This window comes from Pseudomonas sp. NPDC086112, from assembly GCF_044746425.1.
GTDB lineage: Bacteria > Pseudomonadota > Gammaproteobacteria > Pseudomonadales > Pseudomonadaceae > Aquipseudomonas.
Map to the genome: position 1 here is coordinate 1 of NZ_JBIVCD010000044.1, position 14,171 is coordinate 14,171.

The 14,171-nt window shown below is 58.7% G+C and carries 14 protein-coding genes; 3 read left to right on the plus strand and 11 right to left on the minus strand.

Annotated elements, in window-relative coordinates:
* Positions 1-93: 93 nt before the first annotated feature.
* Positions 94-1,119, plus strand: a complete 1,026-nt coding sequence (gene tsaD, locus ACIPLA_RS23945; RefSeq protein ID WP_063342354.1) for a tRNA (adenosine(37)-N6)-threonylcarbamoyltransferase complex transferase subunit TsaD — start codon at positions 94-96, stop codon at positions 1,117-1,119.
* Positions 1,120-1,142: 23 nt separating this feature from the next.
* Here the strand turns inward: tsaD and plsY are convergent, their stop codons facing one another.
* Positions 1,143-1,712 (minus strand): glycerol-3-phosphate 1-O-acyltransferase PlsY, encoded by a 570-nt coding sequence (gene plsY / locus ACIPLA_RS23950; RefSeq protein WP_192344795.1) that lies wholly within the window; start codon positions 1,710-1,712, stop codon positions 1,143-1,145.
* A 74-nt stretch (positions 1,713-1,786) separates the two neighbouring features.
* Between plsY and folB the strand changes: the two genes are divergently transcribed.
* Complete coding sequence (folB, locus tag ACIPLA_RS23955; RefSeq protein ID WP_123497385.1) at positions 1,787-2,143, plus strand: dihydroneopterin aldolase; 357 nt, start codon at positions 1,787-1,789, stop codon at positions 2,141-2,143.
* Complete coding sequence (gene folK / locus ACIPLA_RS23960; protein WP_401176496.1) at positions 2,134-2,652, plus strand: 2-amino-4-hydroxy-6-hydroxymethyldihydropteridine diphosphokinase; 519 nt, start codon at positions 2,134-2,136, stop codon at positions 2,650-2,652. The genes folB and folK overlap by 10 nt, the downstream gene beginning before the upstream one ends.
* Positions 2,653-2,727: 75 nt before the next feature.
* On the opposite strand, the gene ACIPLA_RS23965 is transcribed toward folK, so the two are convergent.
* The 10 genes from ACIPLA_RS23965 to surA form a co-directional block, all read right to left on the minus strand.
* The gene (locus ACIPLA_RS23965; RefSeq protein ID WP_218395198.1) at positions 2,728-3,957 is read right to left on the minus strand and encodes a multifunctional CCA addition/repair protein; all 1,230 of its coding nucleotides are present in this window, start codon (positions 3,955-3,957) and stop codon (positions 2,728-2,730) included.
* Between the two features lie 63 nt (positions 3,958-4,020).
* Positions 4,021-5,583: a SpoVR family protein gene (locus ACIPLA_RS23970; protein WP_007904256.1), complete on the minus strand. Its 1,563-nt coding sequence runs from the start codon at positions 5,581-5,583 to the stop codon at positions 4,021-4,023.
* Positions 5,580-6,851, minus strand: coding sequence for a YeaH/YhbH family protein (locus ACIPLA_RS23975; RefSeq protein ID WP_192344792.1), 1,272 nt, complete (start codon positions 6,849-6,851; stop codon positions 5,580-5,582). Before ACIPLA_RS23975 ends, ACIPLA_RS23970 begins: the two co-directional genes overlap by 4 nt.
* 202 nt (positions 6,852-7,053) lie before the next feature.
* A complete protein-coding gene (locus tag ACIPLA_RS23980; protein ID WP_007904259.1) occupies positions 7,054-8,976 on the minus strand; it encodes a PrkA family serine protein kinase in 1,923 nt (640 codons plus the stop codon).
* Positions 8,977-9,273: 297 nt separating this feature from the next.
* Complete coding sequence (gene glpE / locus ACIPLA_RS23985; RefSeq protein ID WP_218395197.1) at positions 9,274-9,603, minus strand: thiosulfate sulfurtransferase GlpE; 330 nt, start codon at positions 9,601-9,603, stop codon at positions 9,274-9,276.
* Between the two features lie 33 nt (positions 9,604-9,636).
* Positions 9,637-10,518: a symmetrical bis(5'-nucleosyl)-tetraphosphatase gene (locus tag ACIPLA_RS23990; RefSeq protein ID WP_401176503.1), complete on the minus strand. Its 882-nt coding sequence runs from the start codon at positions 10,516-10,518 to the stop codon at positions 9,637-9,639.
* The gene (gene apaG / locus ACIPLA_RS23995) at positions 10,518-10,898 is read right to left on the minus strand and encodes a Co2+/Mg2+ efflux protein ApaG (RefSeq protein ID WP_007904265.1); all 381 of its coding nucleotides are present in this window, start codon (positions 10,896-10,898) and stop codon (positions 10,518-10,520) included. The genes ACIPLA_RS23990 and apaG overlap by 1 nt, the downstream gene beginning before the upstream one ends.
* Positions 10,899-11,012: 114 nt before the next feature.
* The gene (gene rsmA / locus ACIPLA_RS24000) at positions 11,013-11,831 is read right to left on the minus strand and encodes a 16S rRNA (adenine(1518)-N(6)/adenine(1519)-N(6))-dimethyltransferase RsmA (RefSeq protein WP_008067426.1); all 819 of its coding nucleotides are present in this window, start codon (positions 11,829-11,831) and stop codon (positions 11,013-11,015) included.
* On the minus strand, positions 11,828-12,817 hold the full coding sequence (gene pdxA, locus ACIPLA_RS24005; protein WP_192344789.1) for a 4-hydroxythreonine-4-phosphate dehydrogenase PdxA: 990 nt from the start codon (positions 12,815-12,817) through the stop codon (positions 11,828-11,830). The genes rsmA and pdxA overlap by 4 nt, the downstream gene beginning before the upstream one ends.
* The gene (surA, locus tag ACIPLA_RS24010; protein ID WP_192344788.1) at positions 12,814-14,130 is read right to left on the minus strand and encodes a peptidylprolyl isomerase SurA; all 1,317 of its coding nucleotides are present in this window, start codon (positions 14,128-14,130) and stop codon (positions 12,814-12,816) included. Before surA ends, pdxA begins: the two co-directional genes overlap by 4 nt.
* Between the last annotated feature and the right edge of the window lie 41 nt (positions 14,131-14,171).

Below are 14,171 nucleotides of genomic sequence, written 5' to 3' on the forward strand. Positions count from 1 at the left end.
ATGAAAAGCCTCTGATCGAAAACCGCTGGTCGGGGCATCACGCGACGACTATTATGCGCGCCTTCGAATTCAGCCTCTACAAGGCGCAAACCCATGCTAGTACTGGGATTAGAAACCTCTTGCGACGAAACCGGTGTCGCACTTTACGACAGTGAACGCGGGCTGTTGGCCGACGCGCTGTTCAGTCAGATCGATCTGCATCGCGCCTATGGCGGTGTGGTGCCGGAGCTGGCGTCGCGTGATCACGTCAAACGCATGCTGCCCTTGATTCGTCAGGTCCTGGCCGAGGCCGGCTGTGTGCCGACCGAGATCGACGCCATCGCTTATACCGCCGGTCCTGGCCTCGTCGGAGCCTTGCTGGTGGGGGCCTCCTGCGCCCAGGCGCTGGCGTTTGCCTGGGGCATTCCGGCCTTGGGCGTGCACCACATGGAAGGTCACTTGCTGGCGCCGATGCTGGAGCCGCAACCACCGGAGTTCCCGTTCGTCGCTTTGTTGGTATCGGGTGGTCATACGCAGCTGGTTCAGGTCGACGGGATCGGTCAATACACGCTCCTGGGCGAGACTCTCGACGATGCGGCCGGCGAAGCGTTCGACAAGACCGCGAAGATGATGGGCCTGAATTATCCGGGCGGCCCGGAGATCGCGCGTCTGGCGGAGCAGGGCGTTGCAGGACGTTTCACTTTTCCGCGTCCGATGTGTGATCGTCCAGGCTTGGCTTTCAGCTTCAGTGGCCTGAAAACCTTCGCCCTGAACACCTGGCAGCAGAGCGTCAGCGCCGGGGACGACAGCGAGCAAGCCCGTTGCGACATCTCACTGGCGTTCCAGCAGGCCGTGGTGGAGACTTTGACCATCAAGTGCAAGCGTGCCCTGAAACAGGCGGGTCTCAAGCGTCTGGTGATCGCAGGGGGCGTCAGCGCCAACAAAGCACTGCGGGTTTCACTGGAAAAAATGCTCGGCGACATGAAGGGCGATGTGTTTTATGCCCGTCCGGAGTTCTGCACCGATAATGGCGCGATGATCGCGTTTGCCGGTTGTCAGCGCTTGCAGGCCGGCCAGCATGAAAGCCTGGCGATCAGCGTGCAGGCGCGCTGGCCGATGGAGCAGTTGTCGGCGCTGTGATGAGCGGCGCTCATGTGCGGTATTTAAAAATGCCGTTCGCGCCCGGCAAACAGGTCGCGTAGATTGCCGCGATGACGCCAGACGATCAGGCCTGTGAGCGCGCTCATGGGCAGCAATGCCGCTGGTTCTTGCCAGGCAAGCAGTGGCAAGGTCAATGGTGTGGCAATCAGGGCTGCGAGTGAGCTGGTGCGGGTCAGGTAGAACGTCAGCGACCAGACACAGACCGCCAGCAGCGCGGCGGGCGGGTAGAGCCCCAGCAACATGCCAGCCGCGGTGGCGACACCCTTGCCACCGCGAAAGCGGAAGTACAGCGGAAACAGGTGACCGATAACGGCGCAGACGCCAATCCAGGCCTGTTGTTGCAGTGAAAGGCCCACTGCACCTGCGATCAATACGGGTAGCAGACCTTTGTTCAGGTCGCCGAGCAAGGTCAGAATGGCGAGTTTTTTGCCGGCCAGACGCAACATATTGGTGGCGCCGGCATTGCCCGAGCCACTCATTCGCGGATCGGGGTTACCGGTCAGGCGGCTGAGCAAAATGGCGAAGGACAGAGAGCCGAGCAGGTAGGCGAGGATCGCCAGTAACCAAAACATGCTAACTATTCCGGGCGAGGACGCCCTGATTCTAACGGCGCATTGCGCCCTTGTCGTGCAGTGGAGAGAAGTGCTTGGACAGAGTGTTTATCGAGGGCCTGGAAGTCGACACCGTCATCGGTGCCTACGACTGGGAACGAGGCATCCGACAGTGTCTGCGACTTGATCTGAGCTTCGCCTGGGACAATCGTCCGGCCGCCGCCGGTGATGACCTGGCCCTGGCGCTCGACTACGCGAGCGTTTCGTCGCGCATTCAGGCGTTTGCCGAGCAGGCGCAGTTCCTGCTGGTGGAGACCTTTGCCGAGCGTCTGGCGCAAGTGCTGATGAGCGAATTCAAGATCACCTGGATGCGCCTCAAACTGACCAAGCCAGGTGCCATCCCGGCTGCCACGGGTGGTGTGGGCGTGGAGATCGAGCGCGGATGTCGCTGACTCAGGTATACCTCGGGCTCGGTAGCAATATCGAGCGCGAAGCCCATTTGCAGGCAGGCCTGGATGCTCTGGCGGGTTTCCTGGTGGATATTCGCTGTTCGGCGGTATTCGAAAGCCAGGCGGTGGGGATCAAGAGCGGGCCGTTTTTTAACTTTGTGGTCTCGGCCTTCACCGATCTGCCGCTGATGGAGCTGGATCGACGGTTGAAATTCATCGAGGCGGATAACGGCCGTTACGCGCCGGATCGCAAGGGCTTGCCGCTGGATATCGACGTGCTGCTCTTCGGCGATCTGGTGGGCAATTTCGATGGCTTGATCTTGCCGCGGGCAGAGATTCTGAAAAATGCCTTCGTGCTTTGGCCGTTGTCGCTGATTGCGCCGGATCGTGTGCATCCGGGCGTAGGCAAAAGCTTTGCGGCTTTGTGGAGTGAAGCGCAGATCGATCAGGTGTTGGCGCCGGTGGCTTTTGAGTGGCGCGGCGAGCAGTTGACCCCTTCGAATTTGTTGTGAGGCGCAAGACGCCTTCGCGGGCAAGCCTCGCTCCTACAGGTTGACGCCGTTCATCACCTGTAGGAGCGAGGCTTTTCAGGCCGAGGCCGCTTCTTTGTAAGCCTTCAACGCCTTGAGGCGCTCGCCCTTGATCGCCTCACCCAATTCCGGCCCCTTGAATCCCTTTTCCAGCAATGGCTGAACGGCAACACTTCGCGCTGCAGTTGCCGCACCCCGTAAATAATCCGCCTGTGGATAACTTCTCTGCTCCAGGCCTTTACGCCCTCGAGCGTCCATCTCGCACGCCGAGATAAATTCTTCAAAGCGCTGAGGTCGACGATAGACGTCGAAACTCTGCAGCAACTCCAGCAAGGTCGACGGTTTCAGCTCCAGAGCACGATGGCCATGGGTGTGATACTTGCCCACTAGCAGCGCCAGCTCCTGACAGTCTTTCGGTGCCCTGAAGCGCTCATTGACCGCTTTGATCAGCTTCAGGCCTTTGTGCTCGTGGGCTATGTGGCGGGGCCATTCTTCCTCGGGCGTCAAACCTTTGCCCAAGTCATGCAGCAAGCAGGCCCAGCGTACGGTCAGCGGTTGTTTGTGCAGCGCCGCTTGCTCCAGCACGCTCAGGGTGTGCACGCCCGTATCGATTTCGGGGTGATGGGCTTCGGGTTGCGGTACACCGAACAGCGCGTCGACTTCCGGCATCAGTACCTTGAGCGCGCCGCACTCGCGCAACACCTCGATGAAGACTTGGGGTTGGTCTTCCATCAGCGCGCGGGCGATTTCTTTCCAACTGCGTTCGGGCGTCAACGCCTCCAATTCACCGGATTCGCTGAGTTGACGCATCAGCTCCAATGTCTCGGGGGCGACGGTGAAACCCAGTTCCGCATAACGCGCGGCAAAGCGAGCAACGCGTAGAACTCGGAGAGGATCTTCGGCGAACGCGGGGGAAACGTGACGCAGCAAGCGAGCCTCGAGGTCCCGTTGACCGTGGTAAGGGTCGGTCAGGTTCTGTTGATCGTCCTCGGCCATGGCGTTGATCGTCAGGTCGCGGCGAATCAGATCTTCTTCGAGGGTGACATCAGGGCTGGCGTGAAAGATGAAGCCGCCGTAGCCGCGCCCGTTTTTGCGTTCGGTACGGGCAAGGGCGTATTCCTCACCGCTTTTGGGGTGAAGAAAAACCGGGAAGTCCGCGCCCACCGGACGAAAGCCCTTGGCGAGCATTTCTTCGGTGGTGGCGCCTACAACGACCCAGTCGATATCGGTGACAGGTTTGCCCAGCAGGCGATCGCGGACCGCACCGCCGACTTTATAAATCTGCATAAAAACCTCCGTTAGCCCGACAGAATAACCTTTGCGTCGAACTTCCGGAGGCAGAAAACAGGATCAAAGATGAATGACTGCCAGGTCCAGCCGGCCGTAATCCCCCTCGCCATGCTCGCTTCTGGGCGGAACATGGTGGGTTTTCATCACCTGATCCCCTTGCAGGGTTTCCAGGTGGATGTCGAAGCCCCAGAGGCGGTGCAGGTGCTTGAGCACTTCATCAGTGGAATCGCCCAGCGGTTTGCGGTCGTGTTGTTGGTGGCGCAAGGTCAGGGAGCGGTCGCCACGTCGGTCGATGCTGTAGATCTGTATGTTGGGTTCGCGATTGCCCAGGTTGTATTGCGCCGCCAGGGTTTCACGAATGGTTCGATAGCCGTCTTCGTCGTGTATCGCCGGAACCAGCAGATCGTCCTTCTGATCGTCATCGAGGATGCTGAACAGCTTGAGGTCGCGGATCACCTTGGGTGACAGGTACTGCAGGATGAAACTCTCGTCCTTGAAGCTGCTCATGGCGAATTTGATGCTGGACAGCCAGTCGGTTCCGGCGATTTCCGGAAACCAGCGATAGTCCTCTTCGGTGGGGTGTTCGCATATCCGGCGGATATCGCGATACATCGCAAAACCCAAGGTGTAGGGGTTGATGCCGCTGTAATAGGGGCTGTCGAAACCGGGCTGGAAGACCACGCTGGTATGGGACGTCAGGAACTCCATCATGAAACCATCGGTGACCAGGCCTTCGTCGTACAGGTCGTTCATCAGCGTGTAATGCCAGAAGGTGGCCCAGCCTTCGTTCATGACCTGGGTCTGGCGCTGTGGATAAAAATACTGGGCGATCTTGCGTACGATCCGCACGATTTCGCGCTGCCAGGGCTCCAGCAACGGTGCATGTTTTTCGATGAAATACAGGATGTTTTCCTGAGGTTCGGCGGGGAAGCGTGCGTTGTCCTTGTCGCTGTACTTGTCCGCGCCTTTTGGAATGGTCCGCCACAAATCGTTGATCTGCTTCTGCAGATGCTCTTCCCGATCCTTCTGCCGACGGCGTTCTTCTTCGGCGGAAATCGGATACGGGCGTTTGTACCGGTCGACCCCGTAATTCATCAGCGCATGGCAGGAGTCGAGCAAGTCCTCTACCGCGTCGATGCCGTGGCGTTCTTCGCACTGCATGATGTACTGCTTGGCGAACACCAGGTAATCGATGATCGAGCTGGCGTCGGTCCAGGTGCGGAACAGGTAGTTGCCTTTGAAGAAACTGTTATGGCCATAGCAGGCGTGAGCCACCACCAGCGCCTGCATGCAGATGGTGTTTTCTTCCATCAGATAGGCAATGCAGGGGTCCGAGTTGATCACAATCTCGTAGGCCAGCCCCATCTGGCCGCGACTGTAGGATTTTTCGGTGCTGAGGAAGTGTTTACCATAGGACCAATGGTGATAACCCAAGGGCATGCCTACAGAGGCATAGGCGTCCATCATCTGCTCGGCGGTGATCACTTCGATCTGGTTGGGATACGTATCCAGCGCGTAGCGGGCCGCGAGACGACTGATTTCGCGGTCGTAGGCCTGGATCAGCTCGAATGTCCATTCGGAGCCGGTGGAAATGGGTTGGCGCTTCTGCTCTTTGGCGGTCATGTCACTAACCTGCGCTGGAAGAGTTCACGAAAGACCGGATAGATATCCCCGGCCGAGACCAGTTGCTGCTGGGCAAAAGTGTCAGAGAAGGCTTCGGCGATGCGTTCGTATTCGAACCACAGGGCCTGGTGTTCGCGCGGGGTAATCTCAACATAAGTGTAGTACTGCACGAACGGCATGATCTGATTGATCAGGATGTCGCGGCAGATCGGTGAATCGTCGTTCCAGTTGTCGCCATCGGACGCCTGGGCGGCATAGATATTCCATTCGTTGCTCGGATAACGCTCGGCCATGATCTCTTGCATCAGTTTCAGGGCGCTGGAGACGATGGTGCCGCCGGTTTCCCGGGAGTAGAAAAACTCCTCCTCATCCACTTCACGGGCGCTGGTGTGGTGGCGGATGAACACGACGTCGATTTTGTCGTAGTTGCGCTTGAGGAACAGGTACAGCAGGATGAAGAAGCGTTTGGCGATGTCCTTGGTCGCCTGGGTCATGGAGCCGGACACGTCCATCAAGCAGAACATTACGGCTTTGGAACTGGGGTTCGGCTGCTTGATCAGCAGGTTGTACTTGAGGTCGAAGGTGTCGAGAAACGGCACTCGGTGAATGCGCGCGCTGAGCTTCTCGATTTCTGCTTCGAGATCCTGGATATCGCCGAAGTTGTCCGGTTCTTCCCGTTTAAGTCGCAGCAGTTCCTCTTTGACTTCGCGCAATTTCGCCCGGCTGCTGCCGGACAAGGCGATGCGTCGGGCATGGGCCGAACGCAGCGTGCGGATAATGTTGATCCGTGACGGGTTGCCCTCGTTGCTGATACCGGCGCGTACGGTCTTGAAGGTGTCGGTGCCGGTCAGGTGGCGTTTTACCAGGTTAGGCAGTTCAAGGTCCTCGAACATGAATTCGAGGAATTCCTCCTGGGTAATCTGGAAGACGAACTCGTCCATCCCTTCACCCGTGTTACCGGCCTTGCCGGGGCCTCTGCCGCCGCCACCTCCGGGCGGACGGGCAATGTGCTCGCCGCTGGTGAATTCCTTGTTGCCGGGGTGCACGATGGTTTGCTTGCCGCCACGACCGTGGTGAAGCACAGGCTCGTCGATGTCGCGGCCGGGAATGCTGATCTGCTCGCCGTGTTCCATATCGGTAATGGAGCGCCGGCTGACCGCCTCTTCGACAGCCTTTTTGATGTGATCACGGTAGCGCCGCAGAAACCGCTGACGGTTCACCGTGCTCTTGTTCTTGCCATTGAGACGTCGGTCGATCACATAGCTCATGACTGCTCCTTAGAAGCTGTCCTGAAAGGGGCGAGCGTTAACGCAGCATAAGGCCAGTGCCGGAGGGTGTACACGCTCCCCTCAAGCGCTTTGATGCTGCCTGAACCTCGCTACCGCATTTCGGACACCTCCAGAGGCCTGTGTAACAGAAAAAGCGTAAACAGGCCTCGGGCTAACGACAACCGGTCTGACCGGCAGCGGGTTACTGTGATTTTCTGACCCGCAAGTACCACTCGGACAGCAGTCGTACCTGTTTGTCGGTGTAGCCCCGCTCGACCATCCGTGTGACGAAGTCGTTGTGCTTCTGCTGGTCCTCTTTGCTGGCCTTGGCGTTGAAGCTGATGACCGGCAGCAAATCCTCGGTGTTGGAGAACATTTTCTTCTCGATGACCACCCGCAGTTTTTCGTAGCTGAGCCAGGTTGGGTTCTTGCCGTTGTTGTTGGCTCGGGCGCGCAGTACGAAGTTGACGATTTCGTTGCGGAAATCCTTCGGATTGCTGATGCCGGCCGGTTTTTCGATTTTCTCCAGTTCTTCGTTCAGGGCTACGCGGTTGAGGATCTCGCCGGTTTCCGGATCGCGGTATTCCTGATCCTGAATCCAGAAGTCGGCGTACAGCACGTAGCGATCGAAGATGTTCTGACCGTACTCGCTGTAAGACTCGAGGTAGGCAGTCTGAATCTCCTTGCCGATGAATTCGATATAACGCGGCGCCAGGTACTCTTTCAGGAAGCGCAGATAGCGTTCCCGGGTCTCGGCCTGGAACTGTTCCTGTTCAATCTGCTGTTCCAGCACGTAGAGCAGGTGTACCGGGTTGGCAGCGATTTCGTGCGGATCGAAGTTGAAGACCTTCGACAGAATCTTGAAGGCGAAGCGGGTCGACAGACCGTTCATGCCTTCGTCGACACCCGCTGCGTCGCGGTATTCCTGGATCGACTTGGCCTTCGGATCGGTGTCCTTGAGGTTTTCGCCGTCATACACGCGCATCTTGGAATAGATGTTGGAGTTTTCCGGCTCCTTGAGGCGCGAAAGTACGGTGAATTGTGCGAGCATTTTCAGGGTATCGGGCGCGCAATGGGCCTTGGCCAGCGAGCTGTTGAACAGAAGCTTGTCGTAGATCTTCACCTCGTCGCTGACGCGCAGGCAGTACGGCACTTTGACGATATAGATCCGGTCGATGAATGCTTCGTTGTTCTTGTTGTTGCGGAAGGTGTGCCATTCCGACTCGTTGGAGTGAGCCAGCAGGATCCCGGTAAACGGAATCGCCCCCAAACCTTCGGTACTGTTGTAGTTGCCTTCCTGGGTGGCCGTCAGCAATGGGTGCAGCACCTTGATCGGTGCCTTGAACATTTCGACGAACTCCATCAAGCCCTGGTTGGCCCGGCACAGCGCCCCCGAGTAGCTATAGGCATCGGCGTCGTTCTGCGGGAACTCTTCCAGTTTGCGGATATCGACCTTACCCACCAGTGCCGAGATGTCCTGGTTGTTTTCATCTCCCGGCTCGGTTTTCGCCACCGCGATCTGGTTGAGAATCGACGGATAGAGTTTCACCACGCGGAACTGGCTGATGTCGCCGCCGAATTCGGCCAGACGCTTGGTGGCCCATGGCGACATGATGGTATTGAGATAGCGCCGGGGAATGCCGAAGTCTTCCTCAAGGATCGCGCCATCTTCGGTGGCGTTGAACAGACCCAAAGGCGACTCGAAAACCGGCGAGCCCTTGATTGCGTAGAAGGGCACTTTCTCGATCAGTTGTTTGAGCTTTTCGGCCAGGGACGACTTACCGCCACCGACAGGGCCGAGCAGGTAGAGGATCTGTTTCTTCTCTTCCAGACCCTGGGCCGCATGGCGGAAATACGACACGATCTGGTCGATGCATTCTTCCATCCCATGGAAGTCTTCAAAGGCCGGATAGCGGCGGATCACCTTGTTGGAAAAGATTCGCGACAGCCTCGAATTGGTCGAGGTGTCGAGCAGCTCCGGTTCTCCGATGGCCAGCAAGAGACGCTCGGCGGCGGAAACGTAGGCGCTGCGGTCCTTTTTGCACAGCTCCAGGTACTCCTGCAGAGAGAGTTCTTCCTGGCGCGTGGACTCGAAGCGTTGTTGGAAGTGGCTAAAGATACTCATGACGTCACCTCGCTCGATACGTGGAGCCGACGCCGGATCACTCAGTCGATGCTGGCAGCAACCGAACAGGCAGTTGCTGTTTACCCCCCAGAACTCTCTCGGAGCTGACGACTCCGAAAGCTACTCCCGATGACCCGCGCGCCGGTGTACCGGCTCTCCCCTGTTTTGGATGGCCTGCGCTTAAGGATAGTTGGGAATTCGGAAGGTAAATGCAAGATGCGTAATAAGTTGTGGCAGACCGTTCGTCTGTCACCGCGCTAGCCCGCGGGGACCGGGGCTTGCGCGCATTGAAAAAAATTATTCGGAAGTGCTTTGCGCCGTTTCCGAAGGATAGGTCGTACGCCACAACTCGAAACCGCCATCCATGCTATAGACGTCGGAGAAGCCTTGGCTGACTAGATAGGCAGCCGCGCCCTGGCTGGAATTGCCGTGATAGCAGACCACTACCGTCGGCGCGTCCAGGTCAGCGCCCTGAATGAAAGCATGCAGAGAATGATTGTCCAGATGCTTCGAACCGGCGATGTGCAGTGCGGCAAACGTTGCCGGGTCACGGACATCGACCACCACCGCGCCTTGTTCGCGCAGGGCCTGGGCCTGTTCTGGGGGGATACGTTTGAATTCGCTCATGGCGGGCTCCTGTGGCTCGGCTGAAAGCGCAGTCTAGCGCGGGGCGCTGGCTGACGTTTGTTCGGGGATAGAGGCGGCGACTGGCGGCCGGGTATTACCTCGGGGGGCGCATTTACATTGCAGGCGCTCACCGGTGTCGACGTTCATCAGGGTCATGGCGCCACCCCAGACGCAACCGGTGTCGAGCGCAAACAGACCTGGCTCGTTGCACTGGCCTTCGAGCGCCGCCCAATGGCCGAAGATGATCTTCAGGCCTTTGGTCTTGCGCTCCTTGTGGGCAAACCATGGCGCATAACCCGGCGGTGCGGTGTCGATGCCTTCCTTGCCCTTGAGGTCGAGTTTGCCGTCGCTGGTGCAAAAACGCATCCGGGTGAAATAGTTGGTGATGACTCTCAGGCGAGCCGCGCCTTTGAGATCGTTGTCCCATTTCACCGGCTCATTGCCGTACATGCCGTCAAGGTAAGGCGCGAAGCGATTGTCATCGTGCAGGGCGTCTTCGACTTCGGCGGCGCACTTCAAGGCTTTGCGCAGCGACCATTGAGGCGGGATGCCGGCATGGACCAGTGCGATATCGCGCTGCTCGTCGTAATGCATGAGCTTTTGTTGCCGAACCCACTCCAGCAGCTCCCCGCAATCGGGTGCTTCAAGAATCTCGCGCAGCGTGTCGGCCTTCTTCAGGCGTTCGATGTTTTGCCCGACCGCCAGCAAGTGCAGGTCATGGTTGCCGAGTACGCACACCAGCGATTCGCGGATGCCATAAAGGAAGCGCAAGGTGTCCAGCGACTGTGGGCCACGGTTGATGAGGTCACCCACCAACCACAAGCGATCCTTTGCCGGGTCGAAAGCGACTTGCTTGAGTAGGCATTGCAGCGGCTCAAGGCAGCCTTGCAAATCGCCGACGGCATACGTCGCCATCAGTGCAGGGCTCCGGGTACTGCCAAGCGAAACGGAGCGATGACGGCGTCGAAGTGTTTACCGTCGTCGGCGACCATCTCATAAGTGCCCTGCATCGTACCGACTTTGGACGTCATGACAGTGCCGCTGCTGTAGGTGTGGCTCTTGCCCACGTCGATCAACGGCTGTTGGCCGACGACGCCTGCACCACGAACCTCCTCGACATGCCCGTCACCGTCGGTAATCACCCAGTGCCGTGAAAGCAGTTTGGCGGGCACCAGGCCATTGTTCTGCACGGTGATGGTGTAGGCGAAGGCAAAGCGATTTTGCTCGGGTTGCGATTGTTCTGCCAGATAGCGGGTGACGACGCTGACGTCGACCTGATAACGAGGATCGGACATGCAAAAGGCCTTAGAAACGAAGCGGGACGCGGGGCATAGCTGATAGAACTCAGTCTAGGCCAAGTATCGGGTAGTAAACCAGAGTGGCGTCCTACCCGATAGCGCTCATCGCCTTCAGTCGGTGGCAGGCTTGTGTAGGACTTGTTCGCTGAGCTTGTCGGCCAGACGAACGAAGGCCGCCAGATCGAGCTGCTCAGGGCGTAGGCTGCCATCGACGCCGGCGGCTTCGATTTCAGCGTTGCTCAGCAACAATTTCAGCGTGTTGCGCAGGGTTTTGCGGCGCTGGTTGAAGGCTTCGCGCACGACGCGCTCCAGCAGTTTGTGATCTTTGGCTGGATGCGGCAGTACCGCGTGAGGCACCAGGCGCACGATGGCCGAGTCGACTTTCGGCGGCGGATTGAACGCGCCCGGGCCGACGTTGAATAGATGTTCGACCCGGCAATGGTACTGAACCATGATCGACAGGCGACCCCAGTCACCGCCACCAGGCCCCGCCGCCAGACGTTCGACCACTTCTTTTTGCAGCATGAAGTGCATGTCACGAATCAGGCTTGCGTTGTGCAGCAGATGAAAAATCAGCGGCGTAGAGATGTTGTACGGCAGGTTGCCGACCACTCGCAGGCTGTTTGGCGCGGCGTTCAGGCTGTTGAAGTCGAACTTCAGCGCGTCACCCTGATGCAGGTGGAAATTGCTCTTGCTGGCGAACTGCTGGTTGAGGATCGGGATCAGGTCCTTGTCCAGCTCCACCACGTCCAGTTGGGCGCCACTGTTGAGCAGGCCTTCAGTCAATGCGCCCTGGCCCGGGCCGATTTCCAGCAGACGGTCTTCGGGTTTGGCGTGAATGGAACGCAGGATGCGATCGATAACGCCGGCATCGTGCAGGAAGTTCTGGCCGAAGCGCTTGCGCGCCCGGTGTTGGTAATGCTCGGTCATAAACGGGTCTCGGCCATCTGATAGGCGGTTTCCAGGGCGACTTGCAGGCTGCCGGTATCAATTTTGCCGCTGCCGGCCAGATCCAGGGCGGTGCCATGGTCGACCGAAGTGCGGATGATCGGCAAGCCAAGGGTCACGTTGACTGCCGCGCCGAAGCCTTTGTATTTCAGCACGGGCAGGCCCTGGTCGTGGTACATCGCCAGCACCGCGTCGCAGTGCTCCAGATATTTGGGGGTAAACAGAGTGTCGGCGGGCAGGGGACCGCGAAGGTCCATGCCCTCGCCGCGCAGGCGCTCTAATGTAGGTTCGATGATGTCGATTTCTTCATGGCCCAGGTGACCGCCTTCACCGGCGTGCGGGTTGAGCCCGCAAACCAGGATGCGTGGCTGGGCGATGCCGAATTTTTCTTGCAGGTCGGCGTACAGGATCCGCGTGACCCGCTCCAGACGCTCCGGCGTGATTGCATCAGCAATCTCGCGAAGGGGCAGGTGAGTAGTAACCAGCGCTACGCGCAAGCCGCGGGTGGCGAGCATCATCACCACTTGCGCGGTATGAGTCAGGTCAGCGAGAAATTCCGTGTGCCCGGAAAAGGCGATTCCGGATTCATTGATCACGCCTTTGTGCACTGGGGCGGTGATCATGCCGGCGAAATGCCCGTCCAGGCAGCCCTGGCCAGCACGCGTCAGGGTTTCCAGGACGAAAGCCGCATTGGCTTTGTCCAGTTGCCCGGCGATGACCTTGGCGTTAAGCGGCGTATCCCACACATACAGGCTGTTGGCAGGTGCGGGAGCATCCGGCCAGCTGTCCGGCGTTACCGACAGCAGATCAACAACCACGCCCAACTGCGCGGCCCGCTCGATGAGCAGGTCGCGGCTGGTAATGGCAATCAGAGGGTGTGGCTGGGCTTGCGAGGCGAGCAGCAGGCACAGGTCGGGACCTATGCCGGCCGGTTCGCCGGGGGTCAACGCGAAACGCTTGGGTTTCACTGCGTTGCCTGGTCTGCACCAGGGAGCTTGATTTCTACATACGCTTCGTCACGGATCTGACGCAGCCAGGTTTGCAGCTCTTCGTCGTATTTGCGGTTACGCAGTACGGTCATCGCTTGTTGTTCACGGGCCTGGGTGGTGCTGTCGGTAGCACGGCGACCAAGGACTTCCAGAACGTGCCAGCCATATTGAGTCTGGAACGGCTTGGACAGCTGACCTTGTGGGGTCTTGGCCATCACTTCGCGGAATTCCGGCACCAGTGCATTCGGGTCGATCCAGTTCAGATCGCCACCGTTGAGGGCGGAACCCGGGTCTTCCGAGAAGCTTTTCGCCAGCTCGCCGAAATCTTCGCCCGCTTCGATACGGGAATAGAGCGAATCAGCCAGAGCCTTGGTTTTTGCTTCGTCGCGGATCGGGCTTGGTTTGACCAGGATGTGACGCACATGCACTTCGTCACGCACCTGGGCTTCGCCGCCACGCTTGTCGAGGATCTTCAAAATGATGAAGCCGCCCGGGGTACGCATAGGCTGGGTAATGTCGCCAACAGCCATGGTGCTCAGCAGGCGATCGAACGGAGGTGGCAGTTGAGCAGCTTTACGCCAGCCCATGTCGCCGCCTTCCAGTGCGGTTTCGCTGGCGGATTTGGCGATTGCCAACTGACCGAAGTCAGCGCCTTGCTTGAGTTGCTGGTAAACCGCGTCGGCTTGTTTGGCTGCATTCTGAATCGCGTCGGAGTTGGCGCTTTCCGGCGTAGGAATCAGGATGTTGGCCAGACGGAACTCTTCGGACAGCTGCATCTTGCCCAGGTCGGACGCCAGGAAGTTCTTCACCTCCTGCTCGGACACCTGGATGCGTTCAGCTACACGGCGCTGACGCACACGGCTGATGATCATTTCGCGGCGGATCTGGTCACGAGCGTCGTCATAAGACAGGCCGTCGCGAGACAAAGCGGAGCGGAATTGTTCAATCGACATGTTGTTGCGCTGGGCAATGGTGCCGACAGCCTGGTTCAGTTCTTCATCGGTAATGCGAATGCCGGAACGCTCGCCGATCTGCAGTTGCAGGTTTTCGACGATCAGACGCTCGAGCACCTGCTGATCCAGCACGCCGGCAGGCGGTACGGCAGCACCGCGTTTGGCGATGGTTTGCTGAACTTCGTGAACACGCTGGTCCAGTTGGCTCTGCATGACCACGTCATTGTCGACGATAGCCACCACTTTATCGATGGACTGTACCGCGGCGTTGGCCGCGGTACCCAGGAACAGCGCGCCCAGCATCAGCGGGCGCAGACAATCAGAAAGCTTGGTCTTCACGTTCACGATAAACTTGTTTTAATTTGTTTTGGATTATCTTT